The organism is Brevibacillus sp. WF146, from assembly GCF_001673705.2.
Lineage (GTDB): Bacteria > Bacillota > Bacilli > Brevibacillales > Brevibacillaceae > Brevibacillus > Brevibacillus thermoruber.
Genome location: NZ_CP109943.1, coordinates 3,983,359 through 4,004,587, shown reverse-complemented (window position 1 = coordinate 4,004,587; position 21,229 = coordinate 3,983,359). Strand labels below are relative to the sequence as shown.

Annotated in this window: 22 protein-coding genes, 2 pseudogenes and 1 other annotated feature; of the genes and pseudogenes, 13 read left to right on the top strand and 11 right to left on the bottom strand. The window is 54.4% G+C overall.

What is annotated here, in order from left to right:
- Positions 1 to 61: 61 nt before the first annotated feature.
- On the bottom strand, positions 62 to 949 hold the full coding sequence (locus tag A6764_RS19810) for a GNAT family N-acetyltransferase (protein WP_065067768.1): 888 nt from the start codon (positions 947 to 949) through the stop codon (positions 62 to 64).
- Between the two features lie 26 nt (positions 950 to 975).
- On the bottom strand, positions 976 to 1,650 hold the full coding sequence (locus tag A6764_RS19805; protein WP_065067769.1) for a phosphopantothenoylcysteine decarboxylase domain-containing protein: 675 nt from the start codon (positions 1,648 to 1,650) through the stop codon (positions 976 to 978).
- Between the two features lie 212 nt (positions 1,651 to 1,862).
- Here A6764_RS19805 and A6764_RS19800 point away from each other — a divergent pair, with 212 nt between their 5' ends.
- A complete protein-coding gene (locus A6764_RS19800) occupies positions 1,863 to 2,618 on the top strand; it encodes a DUF2087 domain-containing protein (protein WP_065067771.1) in 756 nt (251 codons plus the stop codon).
- Between the two features lie 25 nt (positions 2,619 to 2,643).
- Positions 2,644 to 2,985, top strand: coding sequence for a GIY-YIG nuclease family protein (locus A6764_RS19795; RefSeq protein WP_035299102.1), 342 nt, complete (start codon positions 2,644 to 2,646; stop codon positions 2,983 to 2,985).
- A 172-nt stretch (positions 2,986 to 3,157) separates the two neighbouring features.
- Here the strand turns inward: A6764_RS19795 and A6764_RS19790 are convergent, their stop codons facing one another.
- Positions 3,158 to 4,489 carry a glycoside hydrolase family 10-like protein gene (locus tag A6764_RS19790; RefSeq protein WP_065067770.1) on the bottom strand — a complete coding sequence of 444 codons (1,332 nt, stop codon included), beginning with the start codon at positions 4,487 to 4,489 and terminating at the stop codon, positions 3,158 to 3,160.
- A gap of 404 nt (positions 4,490 to 4,893) precedes the next feature.
- On the opposite strand from A6764_RS19790, the gene A6764_RS19785 reads away from it, so the two are divergent.
- Entirely contained in the window at positions 4,894 to 5,535 is a 642-nt protein-coding gene (locus tag A6764_RS19785) for a futalosine hydrolase (protein WP_413541998.1), read from the top strand.
- Positions 5,532 to 6,362 (top strand): 1,4-dihydroxy-6-naphtoate synthase, encoded by an 831-nt coding sequence (locus A6764_RS19780; RefSeq protein ID WP_065067772.1) that lies wholly within the window; start codon positions 5,532 to 5,534, stop codon positions 6,360 to 6,362. The genes A6764_RS19785 and A6764_RS19780 overlap by 4 nt, the downstream gene beginning before the upstream one ends.
- A 75-nt stretch (positions 6,363 to 6,437) precedes the next feature.
- On the opposite strand, the gene A6764_RS19775 is transcribed toward A6764_RS19780, so the two are convergent.
- Together A6764_RS19775 and A6764_RS19770 are read right to left on the bottom strand one after the other, a co-directional pair.
- Positions 6,438 to 6,821 (bottom strand): VOC family protein, encoded by a 384-nt coding sequence (locus A6764_RS19775; RefSeq protein WP_065067790.1) that lies wholly within the window; start codon positions 6,819 to 6,821, stop codon positions 6,438 to 6,440.
- A 120-nt stretch (positions 6,822 to 6,941) separates the two neighbouring features.
- Complete coding sequence (locus tag A6764_RS19770) at positions 6,942 to 8,255, bottom strand: serpin family protein (RefSeq protein ID WP_065067773.1); 1,314 nt, start codon at positions 8,253 to 8,255, stop codon at positions 6,942 to 6,944.
- Between the two features lie 236 nt (positions 8,256 to 8,491).
- Here A6764_RS19770 and A6764_RS19765 point away from each other — a divergent pair, with 236 nt between their 5' ends.
- Together A6764_RS19765 and A6764_RS19760 are read left to right on the top strand one after the other, a co-directional pair.
- Entirely contained in the window at positions 8,492 to 8,887 is a 396-nt protein-coding gene (locus tag A6764_RS19765; protein ID WP_065067774.1) for a RidA family protein, read from the top strand.
- A 146-nt stretch (positions 8,888 to 9,033) separates the two neighbouring features.
- Complete coding sequence (locus A6764_RS19760) at positions 9,034 to 9,504, top strand: GNAT family N-acetyltransferase (RefSeq protein ID WP_065067775.1); 471 nt, start codon at positions 9,034 to 9,036, stop codon at positions 9,502 to 9,504.
- Between the two features lie 453 nt (positions 9,505 to 9,957).
- Here the strand turns inward: A6764_RS19760 and A6764_RS19755 are convergent, their stop codons facing one another.
- The gene (locus tag A6764_RS19755; RefSeq protein ID WP_065067776.1) at positions 9,958 to 10,542 is read right to left on the bottom strand and encodes a LysE family transporter; all 585 of its coding nucleotides are present in this window, start codon (positions 10,540 to 10,542) and stop codon (positions 9,958 to 9,960) included.
- Between the two features lie 77 nt (positions 10,543 to 10,619).
- On the opposite strand from A6764_RS19755, the gene A6764_RS19750 reads away from it, so the two are divergent.
- Positions 10,620 to 11,216, top strand: a complete 597-nt coding sequence (locus A6764_RS19750; RefSeq protein WP_413541960.1) for a helix-turn-helix domain-containing protein — start codon at positions 10,620 to 10,622, stop codon at positions 11,214 to 11,216.
- A gap of 484 nt (positions 11,217 to 11,700) precedes the next feature.
- Positions 11,701 to 12,081, top strand: coding sequence for a hypothetical protein (locus A6764_RS19745; protein WP_081656619.1), 381 nt, complete (start codon positions 11,701 to 11,703; stop codon positions 12,079 to 12,081).
- A 363-nt stretch (positions 12,082 to 12,444) separates the two neighbouring features.
- On the opposite strand, the pseudogene A6764_RS19740 reads toward A6764_RS19745, so the two are convergent.
- From A6764_RS19740 to rlmD, 4 genes and pseudogenes are all read right to left on the bottom strand, one after another.
- Positions 12,445 to 13,037 (bottom strand): annotated as a pseudogene (locus A6764_RS19740) (YdeI/OmpD-associated family protein).
- A gap of 210 nt (positions 13,038 to 13,247) precedes the next feature.
- The gene (locus A6764_RS19735; protein ID WP_065067777.1) at positions 13,248 to 13,619 is read right to left on the bottom strand and encodes a DUF4180 domain-containing protein; all 372 of its coding nucleotides are present in this window, start codon (positions 13,617 to 13,619) and stop codon (positions 13,248 to 13,250) included.
- Between the two features lie 118 nt (positions 13,620 to 13,737).
- Positions 13,738 to 14,120 (bottom strand): annotated as a pseudogene (locus A6764_RS19730) (VOC family protein).
- 91 nt (positions 14,121 to 14,211) lie between these two features.
- The gene (gene rlmD, locus A6764_RS19725; RefSeq protein ID WP_065067778.1) at positions 14,212 to 15,603 is read right to left on the bottom strand and encodes a 23S rRNA (uracil(1939)-C(5))-methyltransferase RlmD; all 1,392 of its coding nucleotides are present in this window, start codon (positions 15,601 to 15,603) and stop codon (positions 14,212 to 14,214) included.
- A 226-nt stretch (positions 15,604 to 15,829) separates the two neighbouring features.
- Here rlmD and A6764_RS19720 point away from each other — a divergent pair, with 226 nt between their 5' ends.
- The 3 genes from A6764_RS19720 to yhfH all read left to right on the top strand — a co-directional run bounded on the left by A6764_RS19720 (position 15,830) and on the right by yhfH (position 18,272).
- A complete protein-coding gene (locus tag A6764_RS19720; protein WP_029100641.1) occupies positions 15,830 to 16,171 on the top strand; it encodes a hypothetical protein in 342 nt (113 codons plus the stop codon).
- 137 nt (positions 16,172 to 16,308) lie between these two features.
- Positions 16,309 to 16,568 (top strand) — a binding site (T-box leader).
- A gap of 92 nt (positions 16,569 to 16,660) precedes the next feature.
- Positions 16,661 to 17,908 (top strand): threonine ammonia-lyase IlvA, encoded by a 1,248-nt coding sequence (ilvA, locus tag A6764_RS19715; RefSeq protein WP_035298557.1) that lies wholly within the window; start codon positions 16,661 to 16,663, stop codon positions 17,906 to 17,908.
- A gap of 202 nt (positions 17,909 to 18,110) precedes the next feature.
- Positions 18,111 to 18,272 carry a protein YhfH gene (gene yhfH, locus A6764_RS19710; RefSeq protein WP_081904247.1) on the top strand — a complete coding sequence of 54 codons (162 nt, stop codon included), beginning with the start codon at positions 18,111 to 18,113 and terminating at the stop codon, positions 18,270 to 18,272.
- Between the two features lie 154 nt (positions 18,273 to 18,426).
- Here the strand turns inward: yhfH and A6764_RS19705 are convergent, their stop codons facing one another.
- Positions 18,427 to 19,659: an aminopeptidase gene (locus tag A6764_RS19705; RefSeq protein ID WP_065067779.1), complete on the bottom strand. Its 1,233-nt coding sequence runs from the start codon at positions 19,657 to 19,659 to the stop codon at positions 18,427 to 18,429.
- Positions 19,660 to 19,850: 191 nt separating this feature from the next.
- Between A6764_RS19705 and A6764_RS19700 the strand changes: the two genes are divergently transcribed.
- Positions 19,851 to 20,408 carry a hypothetical protein gene (locus A6764_RS19700; RefSeq protein WP_065067780.1) on the top strand — a complete coding sequence of 186 codons (558 nt, stop codon included), beginning with the start codon at positions 19,851 to 19,853 and terminating at the stop codon, positions 20,406 to 20,408.
- 180 nt (positions 20,409 to 20,588) lie between these two features.
- Positions 20,589 to 21,152, top strand: a complete 564-nt coding sequence (locus A6764_RS19695; protein WP_044900394.1) for a biotin transporter BioY — start codon at positions 20,589 to 20,591, stop codon at positions 21,150 to 21,152.
- Positions 21,153 to 21,229: the final 77 nt, after the last annotated feature.

Here is a 21,229-nt window from a genome sequence, read left to right as displayed (position 1 = left end):
AAAAACAAACGGAGGGGACACGGAAGGCTTCGCTGCCCGTTGGAGAAACAGGCTGCGGCGATTAAAAGGAAGCGGTGACCGGCAGCATGAAACACTCGCGCTCCAGCTCAAAACGCCCTCTCGCCATCAGCCAGGCCCTCGTCTCCAGCGCGACGGGTTCCCATCCGGCGAGATCAAAGCGGTCCGGATGAAAGTGAACAGCGATGCGTGAAACAGGAGCGGGAAGGCGGGAGCAGAGTTCCTCTATGGGCGGCAGACTTTCCCCGATGACGTCGTACAGATGCAGCGTTTCGCCTTTCGTCTCCCAGACGACCAGCAGGTTCAGGTCGTCGATGAAGAATGCCTTTTGCTGAAACGCGGGGTTGTACATGTGCAGGAAAAAGGAAGACCCGTGGGAGAGCGGCGCAAACAGACGCGAAACGGGCGTATGCCGCTGAAACAGCATCCGCGCCCGCTGCACATCGTCGTCGGCGAAAAAGTCCCACTTTCTCGCCAGGCGGTTTTCCTGCTTGGGAACATGCCTGATCGGCGCTACAGCATAATGCTGCCGCACCTCCCGAAACCCGAACCGGCGATACAAGTCCGGCGTCGCTGTGAACAGCAGAGCGGTTTCCCATTCGCTGTCGATTTCCTCCAGCATCCGCACAAACAGCCGCTTCATCAGCCCCGCTCCCCGGTAGTCCGGGTGGGTCATCACCGACTGGATGCCGGCCGCCTCACGCCGTGTTCCCTGAATGAAGAGGGGCATGGAGAAAAAGGACGTGTTGGCCACGGCCCGTTCCCCGTCAAAAAAGGTGTAAGAACGATAGGTGGGATTCCAAAAGCCCCGTGCATGAAAATCCCTCAGCGTATCCACCGGAATCCGAAAGACCGTTTCGAACAGGGGGTACAACCGTTCCCGCCTGGCGTCGCCAGCAGACCAGCCGGAATGGAAGGCAAGCGATTTCATCGCATCTCATCCTTTCTCGCGTCGCATCACAGCAGCCGCTCCAGCATCTCGAGCAGCCCTTTGGCAGTCTCGCGTTTATCGGTATATGTCCGCACGTCGCCCGATCGGGAGACAATGTAGTGAAGCGTTTCTTCCGAATGAAGGGAGGAAGAGGCATTGGCGACCACGACATCCGCCTGCCAGCTCGTCATCCGCTCGTTGGCGCGGGCGAGAAGGTACTCCTCGTCTGCCGTGTGCTCCAGTTTAAACCCGACCAGCACCAGGTCGGACTTCCATTTCTTGATCGCGGTGATGATTTTGTCCGCCTTTCGAAAGTGAACAACCGGCGGCTGGTCGCTGGGAATTTTGCCAAGCCGGTCAACGATCCGGCCTTCCTGATCGACGAGCTTCTCCACCACCCAATCGGATACCGCCGCTGCCATGATGACGGCACGGACAGGTTCCGTTTCCAGCAAGCGTCTGATCTTCTCGCGCAGGTCGGCGACTCCCTCAAACGGTTGTACGCGCAGCCGGTGATGACGCTCCGGCACCCGGGCAAAATAGCCGTGCAGATACGTGACGTCCGCTCCCCGCGCCAATGCCTGCTCAGCCAGATAACACCCGATGGTCCCTTTTGCCAAATTGGTATGTCCCCGGACCTGGTCCCACCTTTCGACCGTTCCCCCGCTGGTGATGAGTATCTGTTTTCCTTCCAGTGCCATCGGCAGTCCCCCTTTTGTGCCTGTTCCTTGTTCATTTCATCGCACCCGGCCCAATCCCTTCCGGTCACCCCCAAGTTTCTGGTGGGGCAGGAAAGCGCTGTGCTCCCTTTTTCCGTCAGCCCTCGGATGGCTACAGGTGTACCTTGACAATTTATAGACGAACGAATAAAATGTCTACAAAAATATAAACAAATCAAGGGTGTGTTTGTGTGATTGGCGTATCGGAACTGTTTTGGAACGCCTCGTTGGAGGAATTGAAGCGCGGGTACATTCAACAGGACGATCATGTCGTATGCCTGCTCTGCGGCAAGCGACTGGAGAAAGGCGTCGTCTATCCCGCTGACGGCGTTTTTTATGAAGCGGAGCGGTATATGCGCGTTCACATCGAACAGGCGCATCAGTCGGTGTTTGACTACCTGATCCGGCTGGATAAAAAGCTCACCGGCCTGACCGAACATCAAAACCGTCTGCTGCGCCTGTTTTACCAGGGGAAAAGCGACGCGGACGTGCAGAAGGAGCTGGGCATCGGCAGCGCCTCCACGATCCGGAATCACCGCTTTGCCTTGAAGGAGAAGGAGCGTCAGGCCAAGGTGTTTTTGACGATGATGGAGCTGTTGAAGGAACGGGATAAGCACGCGCCGGCCTTCCTGGACGTTCATCAAACCGCCAGAATGGTGGACGATCGTTACAATGTGACGCTGGACGAGTACGACAAGATTCTGAAGAAGTACTTCCCGGCAGGCACGGACGGGCCGCTGAAGACCTTCGCGTTGAAGGAAAAGCACAGGCTGGTGGTGCTGCGGGAAATCGCCAAGCGGTTTCAGCCTGAGCGCATCTACACGGAAACGGAAGTCAATCAGATTTTGCAGGCGGTGTATGACGATTACGTCACCGTCAGACGGTATTTGATCGAATACGGGTTTCTGGATCGAAAGGACGACGGCAGCCAGTACTGGCTGAAAGCGTGATTTTCAGGGAAAGGAAGAAAAACCGATGGATCGACGAGCGGAACTGAAACAACTGTACAAGGAAATGAAGACCGAGGCGGGTGTCTACCGGATTACCAACCGACAAAACGGGAAGGTGTTCATCGGCAGCACCATGAACCTGAAGACCGTAAACGGCACGCGGTTCCAGTTGAAATTCGGCAGCCACAAAAACAGCAAGCTGCAGCAGGAGTGGAACGCATACGGAGAAGACGCCTTTGACATTGAGGTGGTGGAGCGTCTGGAAGTAAAAGAGGACAAATACGCGGAGGCCAAGGACGCGCTGAAAAAGCTGGAGGAAAAATGGCTGGAACAGCTTCAGCCGTTTGGCGAACGGGGCTATCATTAGGGGGCGGTCAGCGAAATCGTTTCCATCACAGAAACAAGGATCGTTGCGGGACGTCCGCACGATCCTTGTTGATTTTCTGCAGGTTTTCTACAGGCGTACGTTTGCGTGTCAGCAGAGCGGCCGGCTGCCGATGACGTAAAAACCCGCCGCTCGTTCGGCTGCCGGCTCGCTGTTACTGGGTGTGCGCCGCATAGTACTGTTTCAGGCTGGAACGTACCCCTGCCGTATTGTTCAGCAAGGTTTTGGCGCTGAAAAAGATGCTGCCTTTTACCTGGGGATACCCCTTGTTGAATTGGAGCTGCTTGATCAGCGCATCGCTGGTCGCCCAGTCGGTCGTGTTGCTGCCCACCCGGTACGCGGCGTGGCCGATGTAGAGCTTGACGGGGGTGCCGTTTGTTTCCGCCGCCCACCAGTGGACGAGCTTGTCGTAGGCGGCCGGCTTGTACCCGATGCTCCAGTAGAGCTGAGGCGCCACGTAATCGAGCCAGCCGCTGCGGATCCACGTGCGGACGTCTGCGTACAGGTTGTCGTAGGAGCTTTGGCCGTTCGTGTCCGACCCGGTGGGGTCGTCCTTCGCGTTGCGCCAGATGCCGAACGGGCTGATCCCGAACTCCACCTGCGGTTTTACGCGTTTAATCGACTGGTACAGGTCCCGGACGAAGGTGTTGATGTTGTCGCGGCGCCAATCGCCTTTGTTCGCAAATCTCCCCTGATTGTAGGCGGCAAACGTCGCATCGTCCGTAAACGCTTCCTTCCCGTACGGATAAAAATAATCGTCCAGGTGAACGCCGTCGACATCGTACTTGTTCACCACTTCCAGAATGGTGGCGATCACGTGCTGTCTCACTTCCGGAATGCCCGGGTTGAAGATCAGTTGGTTGTTGTGGGGCACGACCCAATTCGGATGCTGCCGGGCGGGGTGCTGCGCCGCCAGTTTTCCTGGATCCTTGCTCGTGCTGGCCCGGAACGGGTTGAACCACGCGTGAAACGCCATGCCGCGCTTATGCGCTTCTTCGATCATGAAGGCGAGCGGATCGTAGCCCGGATGTTTTCCCTGCGTGCCGGTCAGCCATCTGGACCAGGGAACGAGGGCGGACGGATAGATCGCGTCCGATTCCGATCTCACCTGGACGATGATGGCGTTCATCCCGGTCGCTTTCAGCTCGTCCAGCATGCGTATGTATTCTTGTTTTTGCGCGTCGATGCTCAGGCCCGGCTTCGACGGCCAGTCGATGTTGTACACCGTGCTCACCCATGCGGCACGCATTTCCTGCTGGGGCTGGTTCACAGGGGCGGTGCTCCCCTCGGCACCGGCGTTCGGATTGACGGCAGGAAGCGGAGCCGTTCCATTGACGATGTCCGGCGGCGCTGTCGGGGGAATCGATTGGCCGACGGAAGCGTTGGCGGCCGCCCCCGTGCTTGTCTGCGGCTGAGCTGCCGATGCGACCGGCTGCAGCCCAAACAGCAAGAGGAGCAGACTCATCAGCAAGCGGTATCGTTTCAATTCGCAATCCTCCTTATTGAGTGAAAAATGTCCCAATACTCACGATACTACGTAGATGGCAAGCAGTCTACCAATCTAGTAGACGTTTGAGAGAAAGATTCGTTGCTTGCGGTCTGCAAAAAACGGAAAAGATGGGACATGTGACCCATGCCGCCACTTTCCTTGTTCGGCAAATGATCCCTGGAAGCGCTTGTTGGGGGTGACGGTTCCGCTGGTCGAGCACATCGTTTTTCCGCAAACAACTTTACAGGAAGACCAGATAGCGATAACGTTGAGGAAGAGTGTGAACGTGCAGCCGGATGGAAGGCCATACGGACAATGAATGAGGAGAGATCAGAGAGATGAAGATGGATCCGCAAACGGGATCGCCCGACGGCATCAGCCCCGAACGGCGGAAAGCGGTCATGCGCGTGCTCGTGATGACCGCTGTTCCGGCAGAGAGAGACGCGGTCTTGCGTGGACTGCGCGGCGACAGCCGGTTTTACGTGCTGGCGGGGGGCGTCGGCGTGGCGGCGGCGGCAGCCAGTACGGCGCGGGCCTTGGCCGCTGCCGAGTACGACCTGGTCGTGTCTGCCGGCATTGGCGGCGGCTTTACGGAGCAGGCGGAAGTGGGCTCCCTGGTGGTGGCAAACGAGATCATTGCCGCCGACCTGGGGGCGGAGACTCCGGACGGCTTCTTGAGCGTGGACGAGCTGGGATTCGGGTCTGCCCGCATCCAGGTCCCCGCTGATTGGGCGGCTCGCGTGACCGAAGCGCTGCGCGTGGCGGGGCTGCCGGTCAGCACCGGCCCCGTCTTGACGGTAACGACTGTGACGGGCACCGCCGAGACCGCTCATAAATTGGGCGTGCGGGTGCCGGGGGCGGCCGCTGAAGCGATGGAGGGCTATGGCGTGGCTGTTGCCGCCCGTCAATGCGGCCTCCCCGTCCTGGAAGTCCGTGCCATTTCCAACCCGGTCGGCCCGCGTGACCGTGCGTCCTGGCGCATCGCGGAGGCGCTGAACGCATTGGAGGCAGCAAGCTCAGTATTCCTGGAGGTGCTACGATGAGAATTGCCTTTTCACCTTGTCCCAACGACACGTTTGTATTCCACGCCTGGGTGCACGGCCTGATCCCCGGCGCACCCAAGCTGGATGTCACGTACGCCGACATCGACATTACCAACGGCCTGGCAGCCGCACCCAACGGGCCGGACGTACTCAAGATTTCGTATGCGGCCCTGCCGTGGGTGCTCAACGAGTACGCGCTGCTCCCGTGCGGAGGGGCGTTGGGCCGGGGGTGCGGTCCGCTGGTGCTGACCAAGACCGGCAGCAACGATCCGGGGGTGCTGTCCGGTCGTCGGGTGGCGGTCCCCAGCGAACGCTCAACCGCTTACCTCCTGTTCCGCCTGTGGGCCGCCCGGAACGTGCCGGGAGGCGTTGGCGACATCGTGGTGATGCCCTTTCACGAAATCATGCCGGCGGTCCGCGACGGCTCGATTGACGCCGGACTGGTCATCCACGAGGCGCGTTTTACGTACCCCTCGTACGGGCTTACCCTCTTGGCCGACATGGGAAGCTGGTGGGAAGAAGATACCGGCCTGCCGATTCCGCTGGGGGCGATCATCGCCCGCCGTTCGCTCGATCTAAAGGCCATCGCCGGCTGGATCCGCGCTTCAGTCGAATACGCATGGGCTCACCCGGAAGCGTCGCGTGAGTACGTGCTGCACCACGCGCAAGAGATGGACCCCGATGTGGCGAAAGCGCACATCAACCTGTACGTAAACGAGTTTACGGCCGACCTGGGCGAAGAAGGGTATGCGGCGGTCACCGCCCTGCTCACGCGGGCAGCGGCGGAAGGGCTTGTGCCGGAGGTGGACCCGGCCAAGCTGCGCTGACATGGCCGAGACGAAAAAAAGGGGCCTAACAGCCCCTTTTTTCTGAATACATTAAGACAGAGAGTTCATCAAGGTTTACTTCTGTATCAGTTGAATAAGGTTGCCGCATGTATCGTCGAAGACAGCGATTGTGATGTCACCTATTTTGGTCGGCTCCTTCGTGAACTTCACGCCTTGTTCCACCAATCGATTGTATTCTTTTTGCATATCTGCAACGCCAAACATGGTTGCGGGGATGCCATCAGCATAGATCTTCTGTTGATACGCTTTGGCGGCAGGGTGGTCATTTGGCTCGAGCAACAGCTCGGTACCGTCTTGCTGATCGGGAGAAACAAGCGTGATCCACCTGTGTTTCCCCATGGGAACGTCCTGCTTTTTGACAAACCCCAGTGTTTCTGTATAAAACCTCAATGCCTTCTCTTGATCGTCAACAAATATACTCGTCATAATGATGTTCAACATGTGGTGGCCTCCTGATCGTTATGACGTTGGCGTTCTGTTAACAATCTGGCTTCAAACAGACAAATCCATACAATGCCACACTTTCCACATGGCCCGAAAGGAACAATTGAATCGCTGTTATTCAGCAGGATTTTCGCATATCCCCACAAACAGCAGGCTGCCGTTTGGCGCCGTAATCCCGTAGATAAAGGGCCTGTCAAGGATCATTTCTGCCCGACTTTCCGGCGGCCTGGAACCGGCAGAGGCAATCAGCGTATAGGCGGACGCTTCCACGCCGTTTTCGTCAATCGCGATATGTGTTCCTTGAAGCACTCTGGAAAAAAACGCTGTGTAATCGGTAATACCGCTAAAGTCTGCCTCGGGCGTGAAGGCTGACACCACGCCAAGTTTTTTGAGAACGTTGGCCAGGTCAAGCTCTGACTGAAAGCTGAACTTGGGGATTTTCCAGACGATTTGCCCATGGTTGTTTTCGCCTTCTTCAAACGTCTTCCGCATTTGCTCGGGGGATGAAAGTAACTCGTACGGGGATACCCCGCGATCAGGCAGGATAAATACCATTTGTCCCCCATTTTTGAGCCCCAAGCCGGCGCGAGTAAACCCCTTTCCTTTTGCATAGCTTCCGGAACCAAATGTCTGATTCATAAACTCAACGTGTACATCATGACCATCTGCGAGGTGGAACACATCCACGGCTGTTTTCTCTTTATCAAATTGATCAACCCATTCGTCATAGAAGTATACGGTATTCAGGATTGACAGGATTTGATCCGCATTCGTTTCCAGCCTGGGAGACAGTGTACCGTTGGTATTGGCTGATATCCAGGCAGCCATCGCTATTCCGGCTTCTTCCTTGGCAAAGTCGACAATGTGGGAACTTGCATAGAAATGTTCTGCTGCGTGTTTTACAAAGTCAAGTTTGAATCGAACCGGTTTCCCATTGTGTTCTTGATCCATCCAGATGGAATTGGCGATTTTCAGCTTGCCGATGTCATTGTCTTTGTAAAGCGTGCGGTATAAATTTCCTGACTGTTCGGAAAGTATTCCCGGATCGGAAACCCCCAATACATGAAGCAATTGTGCCTGTGTCTCGTTCTTAGCACCGGATGCGGCAAGCGACAGAGCAAAGTAGAGCGAGAGGGGGGAGTAATTTACGTTTGTGCCGCCATTATTCAGGATATGGGGGCTTGTCTTATACGAGAATTTATTGACGGCCTCGATAAAATCATCCGCAACAGGATTTTGCTCGCGAACCTCACTCCATGTATCGTGGTCGTCAAAGGCATAAGCCTTGGGATAAACGACATCCAAGATGGCGCCTGTATGAGGCTGTTCATTGACCAGCTTGGGAGCCAAAAGACTAATGCCCGCTGCCAATATGGCACAAGCCGTGAGAGCCGCCCATTTATACCAGGCGGGTTTTCTTTGTTTCATGCACAGTACCACTCCTTTCTTTTATACATTGCCGTCTTTCCATGAATTCCGACAGCGGTGTAAGGTTTGAAAATATAGTATTTTTTGGTAGATGATTGTTTATTATACCCCATCATTTATGTATACTGTAGAAAAACTTACTTTTTAAGAGAAAGGGAGTGTCCGCACTCAAAATAGAGATCGCGTACATGCGTGTCATCACAGTAAACAATCCAACATGACGAGGTGTTGCTGTAATGAGCGGAAAAATTACCAGAACAAATCCCGCAACTGTCCCGGCGCCGGTTGGGAAGTACACGCACATCACCAAAATCCCGAGAGGTGCCGAACTGTTTGTGGCATCAGGACAAATCGGCGTAAACCCTCAAGGGGAGATACCAGCGGCTTTGAATGAGCAGGTGGTTCATACATTTGCCAATATCAAGGCAATTCTGGAATCGGAAAACTTAACAAGTGAACATATTATCAAAGTGAATATCTGGGCCACGGAAAAACTTGATTGGGAGTTCTTCTACGCCGAGTGGGACAAGTTATTCGGAAATGACTATCCTGCGAAGACCGTTGGCTATATTTCTGCACTGGGCTTGCCTGAGATTAAAATTGAAATCGAAATTTGGGCTGCCAGAGTGTAACAATGTTCAATGCAAGGCGGTATCCTCCCGCTGCAGAGAGAATGAAGAGGGCTTTGGCAAACGCTGCCGATACCGATCGTGGGTAATCATGAAGAGTCGAGGTGTGTGCAGTGGGTATCGATGTGACATTGGAAGAAGTAACGTCCATGGACGAACACATTGACCAGCTTTCGGACCTTCTCGTACAGGTGGTGGAGGATGGGGCGTCCATCGGTTTTCTCCCGCCGCTGAAACGGTCGGAAGCGAAAGAATATTGGGAAACCGTGCTGAAACCTGACGTGATTTTGTATGCAGCGAAAGTGAACGATAAGATCGTCGGAAGCGTCCAACTGCATCTATGCACCAAAGCGAACGGTCTTCACCGGGCGGAAATCGCAAAACTCATGACGCATCCGAATGTCAGACGCCAGGGCATTGGCCGCTCGCTCATGAAAAAAGCGGAAGAACGGGCAAAACAGGAAGGCCGATCGCTGTTGGTGCTCGACACGAGGGAAGGCGATCCGTCCAATTACCTCTATACGTCGATCGGTTTTGTCGAAGCGGGACGAATCCCTCGCTATGCCCAATCAGCAAACGGGGAACTCCACGCAACCGTTATTTACTATAAGTTGTTGTAAGGCAGCCGTCGAAATCGCGTTTGCTCTCTGTTGCCATCTCGGCAGGGGCAGGCTGCCTCACGTGACAGGGATTCATTGGACGCAAACGGAATAGTTCTTTTTGTGAAGGCTATCAGGCGAGCAATCCGTTGTCACAACAGGAGTGGAAGGCAGGAACTGTGTTACGGATTCGTTGCGAGTACAAATTTCTTGGGGGTATGGTTTGACAAGCATAACAGGCGAATGAAACATTGGGAGAAAATCGCAAAAGTCTGGCATTCCCGCGTTCCAGAAAGGTTCAAGGAATGGAAAGAGATAGAAGGCTTTTTGATGGCACTGGTTTGACCGTGGAGTCTGCACGTGAATGACATGGGACTCCCCGCAGCGCTGAGCCTGGTTGGCAAGAAACCACGGTTCAGCGCTGCTTGTTGGTCGGGGACCGGGTGTTCGAAAAGTCTTGGACGGGTACAGTATCTATTCGACAAATATGGAAACAGCGCTGTAAAGCAATAAGAGTCCCATGAATATACGGAAAGCTCTTTCGTATTTGGAGAGAATCTTTTGAAAGATTGCGCCAAAGATTGCCCAACAGGCGGTACCCAAAAAGCCTGCAAACGCAAGGAACAATGAAAAGAGAACCAGGCTGCTGTTCGAATGGTAAAAGGGGATAACGAAAGTGGATATCGCAGTGATCCCGTACAACATCACCTTTGGATTGACAAACTGCAGGAGGAAACCTGTCAGGAACGAGTTTGATTTTTCGTTGTGCCCTTCTTTCCCGCCAGGATTGTTCATCATGATTCTCATGGCAAGGTACACCAGATAAAGTCCTCCCAAAATACTCATCACTACCTTGATCTTGGGTATGAAACTGTACAAAAAGAGATTGAAGTAACTGCTCAACAGCGAGATGACGGCAATCCCGGCGGTTACACCAAAAATGAACCTGAGCGACTTCCTGAAACCGTACTTGTTCGCATACGCCATGGCCATCATGTTGTTCGGACCTGGTGTAAACGAGGTGACAAATACATACAGCAAAAACGGAACCAATGGCATGTCTGACCGACTCCTTTGTGGGTTACAATGGAGGAAACGTTCGTTATAACGTATGTTGTTCGTTATGATTATACAAAATGTTCGTTATAAAGCAAAATGGGGGTGTAATATTCGTGGACAACATCAATGCTGTGCTTGCGGAAAACCTGAAAACCCTGCGGGCAAACAGGAAGCTGAGTTTGGACAAGGTCGCCGAATTGACAGGTGTAAGCAAAACGATGCTAAGTCAAATTGAACGGGGAGAATCCAATCCAACGATTCATACCGTATGGAAAATCGCCAATGGCTTGAAAATTTCATTCACGGCCCTTATCAACCAACCCCAACCCGACACGGTTGTCGTGACCAAACATGACATTCAACCCATGCAAGAAGATAATGGGAAATACCGGCTGTATCCCTTTTTTCCTTTTGATGAGGGCAGGCGCTTTGAAATGTATGCCGTGGAGATTGACAAGGGGGGGTATTTAAGTGCCGATCCGCACGGTGCGGGAACCGAGGAATTTATCACCGTATTTGATGGTGAGCTGACGATCCGAGTGAATAACGAGGAATATACCGTAAAAACCGGGGAGTCCATTCGATTCAGGGCAGATCGGCCTCATGTTTATCACAATTCAGGTGATTTCTTAACGCGCATGAGCATGGTCATATACTATCCTGACAGTGTCTGATGTGGTCAAGGTGTGGTCAAATCCTTTTTCCCTTTCCCAAAATCATAGCAATAAAAACGAAAACCCTTGATAGACAAGGGTTTTCCGTTCTATTTCAATGTCAGCAGCCTCACGCTCTCCACATGTGTTGGGTAGACAGTACGAACAAAGAACGTTGTGTCCCCAATCAAATGAAAGGACTGCATACCTTGTATAGTATGCAGTCCACCTTAAAAAATGGTGCAAGTACCTTAAAGGGTACAAGACCTCTCATCAAGTCATTCCCAATAGCAACTCCGCTCGTTTTTACAGACTTCATGTCGATTACTGATAATCAAGCTCCTTTCGTCACCGAGAAGTTGAAATAAGCGTTGGACATCCCCCGCCAGACGTAATCGTCTATTGTTCATATCTTTGGCGAATTTGGGGATTTGTCCCATCAATTATTTTCCTTGTGTACATATACTGTATGGAACCCTCATTCAAAAGCAAGGAGAGGTTATCCGTGACAATTGGACAGGTAACGCAGGTGAGTATACCCTACCCATCGACATGGAATCTACACGCTAGTGTTGGTGGCAGACCATTAACTTCAGGAACACTGCACATTACCGCTGTCGTAAACAACAAAATAAGTGGTGCCGTTAATTATCGCGGGACCCTTATTCCCATTCAAGGATATTGGAATGAAAACACCAAACAAATCACATTTGATTCACCTTATGCATCATACGTTGGCAATTTGACCATTTTTGATGAGCCACAGATTGCTGTTCGACATTATGTTTTAAGAGGGAGTTTAATAATGAAACCTCCTTCGATACGAGCAGGTGAGCGTGGAACCTGGGTGGCTACAACTGATATAAGATTGACCGGACAAATGTGAAAAAACAATTCCCCCCTATTCATCTTTCCTGACCAAAAGTGAACAGCACTCCAATAAGGTCGAGCAATTTGTCTCTTTCGTAATCAGGGATTGGATAAGCTTGTAACCTAGACAATAGTTCTCCAAGGGAACTATTTATGTAGGTAGCTGAAATTCCTTTTTTAAGTCACACAAGTTTGTCCATTGAACTCCCAGATACAGTTTTAATATGTACCCAATAGTCTGGTTCAAAATGATTTTTCTCCACTAATTTATTGGTTATTTTAGGCTGTTTTCGTAAAGATTGTTGCTGAATGAATACTGCCTACACGAAAAAATGGGAGCCTACGTTACATAAGCTCCCGTTAGTGCAAGGAGAATCTTCTAATCATTTAATCCCTTTCCATTGAGAATTTGCTGCATATATTTTTCAATCCTTGACTCCCGAGTTTTGGATTGTTTGGGTTTCGAAAAATAAAGAATGTACGCTCTTTGCCGTCCCGGCGTCAACGCTTCAAACGCAGCTTTCAAGGCAGGGAGTTCATCAAATTTTTTGTGAAGTTCTTCAGGAATAATGAGTTCTGCATTCTGTTTAACATTCACTTTCAAACCGGCTTTTTCCACTTCAATGGCTTCAAAAATATAGGCTTTCAAGATGGGTTCCAACTCGACTATTTCTTGAACATTGGTGAACCGAATCTGGCGCGCTGCCTGTACATTCTCCGTTTGTTGGATGAGAATCCCATGGGGATCCTGTAACAAGGCACCCTTGTGAAACAGAAGCGCACAATATTCTTTAAATCCATGTATTAAAACGATGTTTTTTTCTCAAACGTGTAACAAGGATGCATCCACTTAAATTCTTCGGTCAGTTCACAGTCAAGAACGATACTTCTCAACTTCTCATATTCTTCCTTCCACTTTTTGGCTTTGCTTATAAATTCATCAACCTTAGGATTCATCCGACGAATTGCCATCAAGGAACACACCTCTTCAATTTGTCCATCCGTTGACTGTCAAGCAGATCTGGCGTGGAAAGGTACAGGGAGCTTCTATTGCTATTCTGCCCGTTCGTAAAAGAAGAAAACCCTTGATAGACAAGGGGTTTCAACGCTATTTCAGTGTCAGCAGCGTCACGCTCTCCAGTTGGGTTCAAGAAGAGCTAAAATGCTGCCTTCGCTTGGAATTCACGCTGATATCTGGTGAAGTGCCTCCAGGGCGTCGGATTCGGTCTCCTTGAATAAGACCATGTTTCCCTGATTGGATTCGTACATGAAGGCGTTCAGGCTGTTGCTTTGGTAGCTGCTGAAATCACCGACGATCGCGACTTTCATCCGGTAGTTGGTAAACTTCTGCAGGATCTCACCGGCCAGTCCGGTTTTCAGATCAAAGAACGCTTCCGTGAAATGTTCTTTTCGCAGCACCATCTTGTCACATCCGCTGTTGTACCACACGTTGGCAAGCAGGTCCAGTGCATCCTGTGCGTTCTCAATCAGGATGGATTCACTTTCGATGACGGCGATTGTGGAACCGTTCTGCTCATTCACGGTGATCTTCAAGTGACCACTCTCCCTTCGTCCATACTTGACACTGTCCAAACTTCCTCTTCTGATTTCAGAAATCACAGGGTCTAGTGAAAGCCACTCCAGCGATGAGTGGCCCGTTCGTGTAACACAGTTACTTCTGTATCAGTTGAATAAGGTTGCCGCATGTATCGTCGAAGACAGCTATTGTGACTTCGCCTATTTTTGTCGGCTCCTTCGTAAACTTCACGCCCTTTTCCAACAATCGTTTGTACTCTTTCTGAATATCTGCAACACCAAACATGGTTGCCGGGATGCCATCGGCAAATATCTTCTGTTGATACGCTTTGGCAGCAGGATTGTCATTCGGTTCGAGTAAAAGCTCGGTACCGTCTTGCTCATCGGGAGATTCAAGCGTGATCCACCTAAATTTCCCCGTGGGAACGTCTTGCTTTTTTACAAAGCCCGCGTTTCTGTATAAAACTTCAAAGCCTTCTCCTGATCTTCAACAAATATACTCGTAATAATGATTTTCAACCTGTTGTTGCCTCCTGATATTTACGACGTTGGTGCTCTGTTAACAATCTGGTTTTAATCAGAAAAACCCATACATACGTAGGCATAGAACTTATGCCTGCCCCCACAATTTCAGCAGAGCCACGCTCTCCACATGACTGGTATGCGGAAACATATCCACCGGCTGGGCGCTGACAAGCTCGTAGCGGGCCAGCAGCTTCGCCACGTCTTTGCCCAGGGTGGACGGATTGCAGGAGACGTAGACGATCCGCTGCGGCTGTACGTCCAGCAGGGAGCGGATCAGGGCGTCGTCCAGGCCGGTGCGGGGCGGATCCACCACGACCACGTCCGGTTTTACACCCTGCTTGGCCCACTTCGGCATCAGCACCTCGGCGCGGCCGACGTGGAAGGTGGCATTGGCGGCCCCGTTTTTCTCGGCGTTGCGGCGGGCATCCTCGACCGCTTCGGGAATCAATTCGATGCCCCGTACCTCCCGGGCGTAGGGTGCCAGCCAGAGGGCGATTGTCCCCGTGCCGCAGTAGAGGTCCAGCACCAGTTCGCTGCCGGTCAGCCCGGCGGCTTTTTTGACTTCCTCGTACAGCTTGCGCGTCTGCTCCGGGTTCAGTTGGAAAAAGGCGCGGGCGGAGAGGTCGAACGAGAGCTCCCCCAACTGCTCCGCGATGGACGGTCTTCCCCAGAGCTGGCGGGTGGTGTCGCCGAAGACCAGCGACGTTTTTTTCCGATTGACGTTTTGCACGATGCTGACCAGGCCGGGCAGACGGGTGCGCAGTTCCAGGATCAGTTCCTTGACGCGCGGAATCTCCTCGGTGGCCGTCACCAGCGTGAGCTGCGTCTCGCCCGTGGCGAAGGCCGCGCGGGCCACGATGGTGCGGATGACACCGGTCCGTTTTCGTTCATCGTACGCGGGAATGCCCAGCTCCTCCATGACCTGTCGCGCCGTGCGGACGATCTCGTTGGTCGCCTCGTGCTGCACGCGGCAGGACTCCAGGTCGACGAGGCGGTGGCTGCCCGTCTGGTACAGGCCGGCCACCAGCCGGCCGTTCTGCCTTCCCACCTGAAACTGCGCCTTGTTGCGGTAGCCCCAGGGGTTCTCCATGCCGATCGTCTCCGCCACCGGCGGATTTTCCAGCCGGGCGTACTTGCGCAGCGATTCGATCACCAGCTCCCGCTTGCTGGCCAATTGGGCCTGGTAGTCCATGTGCTGCAGGCTGCAGCCGCCGCATTCCTCATAGACCGGACAGGGGGGCTCGACCCGCGCGGGGGAACGCTCCACCACGCGCACCAGCCGGGCGACGGCGTAGGTTTCCTTGACGTCCGTCACTTCCGCGTGTACCACTTCCCCCGGCAAGGCCTTTTCCACAAAGACGATTTTCCGCTTGTAATAGCCGATGCCTTCGCCGTTGATGCCGAGACTTTTGATCGTCAGGGTCATCTGCTGGCCGACGCGAATGGCGGCTTCCTGCTGCTGATACGATTTGTTCATGCGTGCCGATCTCCTTCGAACGTGGTTGTCTCTTAATTATACCGCTTCTTGGACCTGTGCCAAAACGAATCCGCTCCAAATCAGCTTTTCCGGCAGGATTCTTCCGCCTTGTTTTTTCCACGCGGAACGAATGAGACAGCACCAGCCTGCCAATGATGCCGGCTTTCTCCCTTGTCCCGTTTTTGCTATAATAGGGCAGAGAAAAACGAGGGAGCTGTGACGGAAGATGCAAGAGCTGTTTGACAAAATGAAGGAATATCTGAACATGGATACGGAGATTTCCTTTGAAGAATTTGACGGGTACTATAAAAAAGTGATCGCGTTTCTGAACGACAACTGGACCGGTTTGAACGAGGACGAGACCCTGCACATGCTGTTCATCCTCGACAACCTCAAGTCCAACGGCGAGGATCGCGCCAAGCGCAAGGAAAAAGAGGCGAAAAAGTACGCCAAGATGGCGCAGCGTTCGGAAATCTGGGCAACGGCGCTGATCAAGCGCCTGCGCGACGCCGGCCTGAGCGACGAGGAGATCGGCAAGCGCTACGAAGCGATCTACGAAGCGGTGTAACTTTACAGAAGAACCAAGCGGGGACGGCGATCCCCGCTTTTTTCATATTTCACGCGGGGGAACAAACCGCCTCGAGCATTGACAAGGCATGCCAAAATCACTATAATTTCTTACTAATTTAAATAGTTCTTATTGGTTGAACAGCGTGGAAAAGGACGAGTAAAAACAGAAGCGGCGCACAGAGAGCTGTCCCTCGTGCTGAAAGGACAGCCGCTGGCCTGTTTTGAATATCACCTTGGAGCTGTGCCTTGGAAAGAGCGGGTCCGCCGATTGAGTACAGGGCAACGGTCACGCCCCCGTTACCGGGCGGGAGTTCTCCTCGGGGGAACTCGCCGAGTCTGTTTTTCGCGAGGAAAGCAGAGAAGCTGAGTGGTACCGCGATGCCCTCGCCTCAGCCAGCCGTGCGCGCGATGCGCCGAAGGCCGGAGGCGGGGGCTTTTTGCATTTTTCCGCGCATCTGACATCATCATCAGGGGAGGAGCAGAAGACATGCCTGCTGTCAACATGGAAGACATCATCGTCGCCAACCACGTGCTCAAAGACGTGATCGAAAAGACGCCGCTGCAGCGAAACAAGCTCCTGTCCGAGCGGTATGGCTGCAACGTCTACTTGAAACGGGAAGATTTGCAGGTGGTGCGCTCGTTCAAAATCCGCGGCGCCTACAACCTGATCCGCCACCTCTCCGCCGAGGAGCGGCAAAGAGGGGTGGTCTGCGCCAGCGCCGGGAACCACGCGCAGGGCGTGGCCTACTCCTGCCGGCTGCTGCAGATCCGCGGCCGGATTTTCATGCCCGCCACGACGCCGCGGCAGAAAGTGTCGCAGGTCAAGCTGTTCGGAGGCGAATACGTCGACGTGGTGCTGGTCGGCGACACGTTTGACGACTCGTTTGCGGAGGCGATGGCCTACTGCCTGGAGAAAAACATGACGTTCGTCCATCCGTTTGACGATCCGCTCGTGATTGCCGGACAGGGCACGGTCGGCGCGGAAATCATGAACGACGTGGAGGAGCCGGTCGATTACCTGTTTGTGAGCATCGGCGGCGGGGGCCTGGCTGCGGGCGTCGGCACGTACGTGAAAGGAGTCAGCCCGTCCACCCGCATCATCGGGGTGGAACCGGCCGGCGCTCCCTCGATGACAGAGGCGCTGGCTCGGGGGGACGTCGTGACGCTGGAGGAGATCGACAAGTTCGTGGACGGGGCGGCGGTCAAACAGGTGGGGCAGCTCACCCGCGAAATCTGCAAAGAGGTCGTGGACGACATCGTGCTGGTGCCGGAAGGAAAGGTGTGCACCACGATTTTGGAGCTGTACAACGAGAACGCCATCGTCGTCGAACCGGCCGGGGCCCTGCCGATTGCCGCGCTTGACGCCTGCCGCGAGCAGATTGCGGGGAAAAACGTCGTCTGCGTCATCAGCGGGGGCAACAACGACATCGACCGGATGCAGGAAATCAAGGAGCGTTCCCTGCTGTATGAAGGCTTGAAGCATTACTTCATCATCAATTTTCCGCAGCGGGCCGGAGCGCTGCGCGAGTTTATCGACAAGGTGCTGGGACCGCACGACGACATCGCCCGTTTCGAGTACACGAAAAAGAACAACAAGGACAACGGGCCGGCGCTCGTCGGGATCGAGCTGAAGTGCAGGGAGGACTATCAGCCGCTGGTGGACCGGATGAAGAAGCACGGCATCCGCTACGTGGAGGTGACCAAGGATCCGACGCTGTTCCACCTGCTGATTTGATCAGCCCGCGCCGGGGACACTGCGGTGTTGTAAAACAGAGCGGAAAAATCGAAAAAGTATTAATACAGAGAAAACGGGAGAAACGGACAGAAAACAGAAGCCAGCGAGCGAAAATGAGCCGCAATGTTTTATAACAACGTTTTATAAAACAACCCCTGTTATAATACAATACCCTCAACGAACACGTCGGGAGGTTATGATCATGACGCCAGTCGCCACCTTTTTCCGCAACCTGGAAGCCAAATGCTGCGCCTCGTGCGGCCAAGCGATGACGGAGCAGGCCGAATCCTACATGACAGAGTGCTTCGACTGCCAGGAAAAAGCATCGAAGGATGCCTACCTGTACTACTACACCAAGCGGTAAGCATCCATGCGTTTGGAGAGGAGGGCCACCCGCGGCCGCCGCTCTCTGTTTCGGTTCCGCGCAAGCGGAGAACCGCAGGGGAGTCAGCCGCAGCCGGGTGGCCTTTTTTTGTGCCTGCTCCCGGCCCGGAGTCGGCCAGGCCGCAGGAAGCATCTCAGAACGCCCAGTTTCCGCCGCGGAAGACGGGTTCTCGCGTGCCGTCGGCCAGCTCTCCGTCGATGTCCATCTCCGCCGAGCCGATCATGAAATCGACGTGCATGAGGCTGGTGTTGAGACCGCGCTGCTCCAACTCCTCGCGGGAGAGGTTCGCCCCGTCCTCCAGGCAGACGGGATAGGCGTTCCCGATCGCCAAATGGTTGGAGGCATTTTCGTCAAACAGCGTGTTGTAGAAAATCAGGTTGGACTGGGAGATGGGCGACCGGTGCGGAACCAAGGCCACTTCCCCCAGGTATCGGGCGCCCTCGTCCGTTTCGATCACCTTTTGCAATACCTCGAAGCCCGTCTCCGCCGTCACCTCCACGATGCGCCCCCGCTCGAAGCGGAGCGTAAAGTTCTCGATCAGATTGCCGTTGTGGTTCAACGGCTTCGTGCTGCGGACGACGCCGTTCACCCCTTCTTTCAGCGGAGCCGTGAAGACTTCTTCCGTCGGGATGTTGGCCATGAACGGCGTGCCGTTTGCGTTCACGCTGCCCCCTCCCAGCCATCGGTGGCCGGGCGGCAGTTGAACGGACAGGTCGGTGCCGGGCGCTTTGAAGTGCAGGCAGCGGTACTGCTTGCCGTTCAGGTAGGCCACCTTTTCGTTCAGTGCGGCTTGATGGTTCCGCCAGGCCGTCACCGGGTCGTCCGCGTCGATCCGGGTGGCGCGGAAGATGGCGTCCCACAGGGCGTTCAACTGTTCACCCTCGGGCAGGTCCGGGAAGACCTTGGCTGCCCATGCGGGAGAGGGAGCGGCGATCACCGACCAGCTAACGCGATTGTTCATCGTGTAGCTGCGAAACGTGTACATGGCTGTTCCCGCCGCTTTGTTGGCGGCGGCGATCCGCTCCGGGTTCACCCCTTTGAGCAGATCGGGGTTGGTCGCGGTTATAAAAAGAAACGCGGCCCCGTTCTCGGCCATCTCCTCGTACGCTTTCGCTCTCCACATCGGGAATTCCGTGAACGCTTCATCCGGGGCGAGATCGTATCGGATCCGGGTCAGTTCATCGTCCGTCCAGTCGGTATGTACGTGTTTGGCTCCGGCCTGGTAAGCCGTTTTGGCAATTTTGCGGACCAGTTCGGCCGTGGAGAGGGGGGCGTTGACGACCAGGGTTTGCCCCGACTGGACATTGACGCCGATTTTCACAGCCAAGGCGGCGTAGCGGTCAAGCATGTGGTCAGCAGCGGTCATGGAAAACCTCCTCGTTTGGATATGTCGCGATCGTTTGGCAGACAGGCAGTCCGAATGCAGGATGTTGCCAATCATTATATACCAAATTATGGCTGGTGTGTGGGTTCTTGAGCCAAAGCGCTTCTTGCCAAACGGAAAAAATACGGGCATCCTAGTAGCGTGTGCCATTCGGACGGAAAGGGGGAGCGGAGGTGTTTCATCCGCTGGTGTTCGACAATATCCGGGTCGTGCTGGAAGGAGCAGTGTACGACCGCGATTTCGAAGGGGCCATCACCATCACGGGCCGCTCTGACGTGATGGACCTGGCTACGTTTGACCGGCTGTTTCAGATCGAATTCCGCCCGGCGGAAAAAGCGGACAGCGACACGGCGGTGACGGCGCAGATCCAACTGCGCACTTCGCTGGCCGACATCGCGGCGGAACAACTGGAGAAGCCGCTGACAGAGCATGTGGGCTGCACGATCTGCATCCATTTTTTCCTGGAGATCAGCGACGTGCCGCGGGAGACGGATGCAATCACCGCGATTCTCAACGAGATGTGGGGACACCGGCCGCACATCACGCAGACGGTCAAGGCGCGTTTGGACGAGCATCGGCTGGAGTGGCCGCCGCAGCGCTTTGCCAATCAGATCACGCTCGATTTTCACCGCAAGATCGACGAGGGCAACATTGAGGATTTGCGGCGTCTGATCGACCACACCGTCGATTCGCTGGTTCACCTCCAGGCGTACTGCGACAGCCGCGCATAGCCGGAACAATCCGGTGTTCCGGCGCGGGACTTCACCCGCCTGCCTGACGACGCAGGCGTGCCGCTTGGCAGACGTGCCTGCGCGCCTCCCGTTTTTGCAATTTACATTTGTTCTGCCAGGCATTATGATTAAATGTGTTAACGTATTTTATCATTTGGTTGACAAAAACGGGAGGTCAACATGAGAAACGAACGATTGAAGTGGCTGCTCTTATCCGCTGTTTTTGCCGCCGTGACGGCCGTCTTTTCGCAAATCACGATTCCCCTGCCGCTGATTCCGATTACCGGACAGACGCTGGCGGTCGGGTTGGCCGCCACCATTCTGGGAAGCCGGTACGGCACGCTGGCGATGATCATTTACGTGCTTCTGGGCGCGGTCGGCCTGCCGGTTTTTTCGGGAGCGAACGGAGGGCTCCAGGTGCTGGTCGGCAAATCCGGCGGGTACATTTTCGGCTTCATTCTGACCGCCTACATTACCGGCCTGATCCTGGAGAAAACCCGCTTTTCCTTTGGCTGGGCGCTGGTGGCCAATCACGTCGGCATGGTTGTGACGCTGGTTTGCGGCGTGATCCAGCTCAAGTACGTGCTGGATATTCCGTGGAGCGCCGCAGTCATGAGCGGAGGCGTTTCCTTTTTGCTGGTGGGAGTCGTCAAGGCCGTGCTGGCCGCCTGGATCGGCATCAAGGTGCGCGAACGGCTGGTATCCACCGGGCTGGTGCAGGTGAACAAGCCGACCCTTTCGTAACAGAACAATGACCGCCTGATGATTCAGGCGGTTTGTTTTTTTGCCCGCTGCCCCAATGGAGCGCGTGGTATAAGGAG

Bases quoted from the DNA above. Each gene is read 5' to 3' on its own strand.
- ilvA (WP_035298557.1), top strand. From the start codon at position 16,661: ATGCCTGCTGTCAACATGGAAGACATCATCGTCGCCAACCACGTGCTC.
- A6764_RS19770 (WP_065067773.1), bottom strand. From the start codon at position 8,255: ATGAAACAAAGAAAACCCGCCTGGTATAAATGGGCGGCTCTCACGGCT.
- A6764_RS19795 (WP_035299102.1), top strand. From the start codon at position 2,644: ATGGATCGACGAGCGGAACTGAAACAACTGTACAAGGAAATGAAGACC.
- A6764_RS19805 (WP_065067769.1), bottom strand. From the start codon at position 1,650: ATGGCACTGGAAGGAAAACAGATACTCATCACCAGCGGGGGAACGGTC.
- A6764_RS19750 (WP_413541960.1), top strand. From the start codon at position 10,620: ATGTTCGTTATAAAGCAAAATGGGGGTGTAATATTCGTGGACAACATC.
- A6764_RS19705 (WP_065067779.1), bottom strand. From the start codon at position 19,659: ATGACCGCTGCTGACCACATGCTTGACCGCTACGCCGCCTTGGCTGTG.
- A6764_RS19765 (WP_065067774.1), top strand. From the start codon at position 8,492: ATGAGCGGAAAAATTACCAGAACAAATCCCGCAACTGTCCCGGCGCCG.
- A6764_RS19785 (WP_413541998.1), top strand. From the start codon at position 4,894: ATGCGCGTGCTCGTGATGACCGCTGTTCCGGCAGAGAGAGACGCGGTC.
- A6764_RS19810 (WP_065067768.1), bottom strand. From the start codon at position 949: ATGAAATCGCTTGCCTTCCATTCCGGCTGGTCTGCTGGCGACGCCAGG.
- yhfH (WP_081904247.1), top strand. From the start codon at position 18,111: ATGACGCCAGTCGCCACCTTTTTCCGCAACCTGGAAGCCAAATGCTGC.
- A6764_RS19755 (WP_065067776.1), bottom strand. From the start codon at position 10,542: ATGCCATTGGTTCCGTTTTTGCTGTATGTATTTGTCACCTCGTTTACA.
- A6764_RS19720 (WP_029100641.1), top strand. From the start codon at position 15,830: ATGCAAGAGCTGTTTGACAAAATGAAGGAATATCTGAACATGGATACG.
- rlmD (WP_065067778.1), bottom strand. From the start codon at position 15,603: ATGAACAAATCGTATCAGCAGCAGGAAGCCGCCATTCGCGTCGGCCAG.
- A6764_RS19760 (WP_065067775.1), top strand. From the start codon at position 9,034: ATGGACGAACACATTGACCAGCTTTCGGACCTTCTCGTACAGGTGGTG.
- A6764_RS19780 (WP_065067772.1), top strand. From the start codon at position 5,532: ATGAGAATTGCCTTTTCACCTTGTCCCAACGACACGTTTGTATTCCAC.
- A6764_RS19695 (WP_044900394.1), top strand. From the start codon at position 20,589: ATGAGAAACGAACGATTGAAGTGGCTGCTCTTATCCGCTGTTTTTGCC.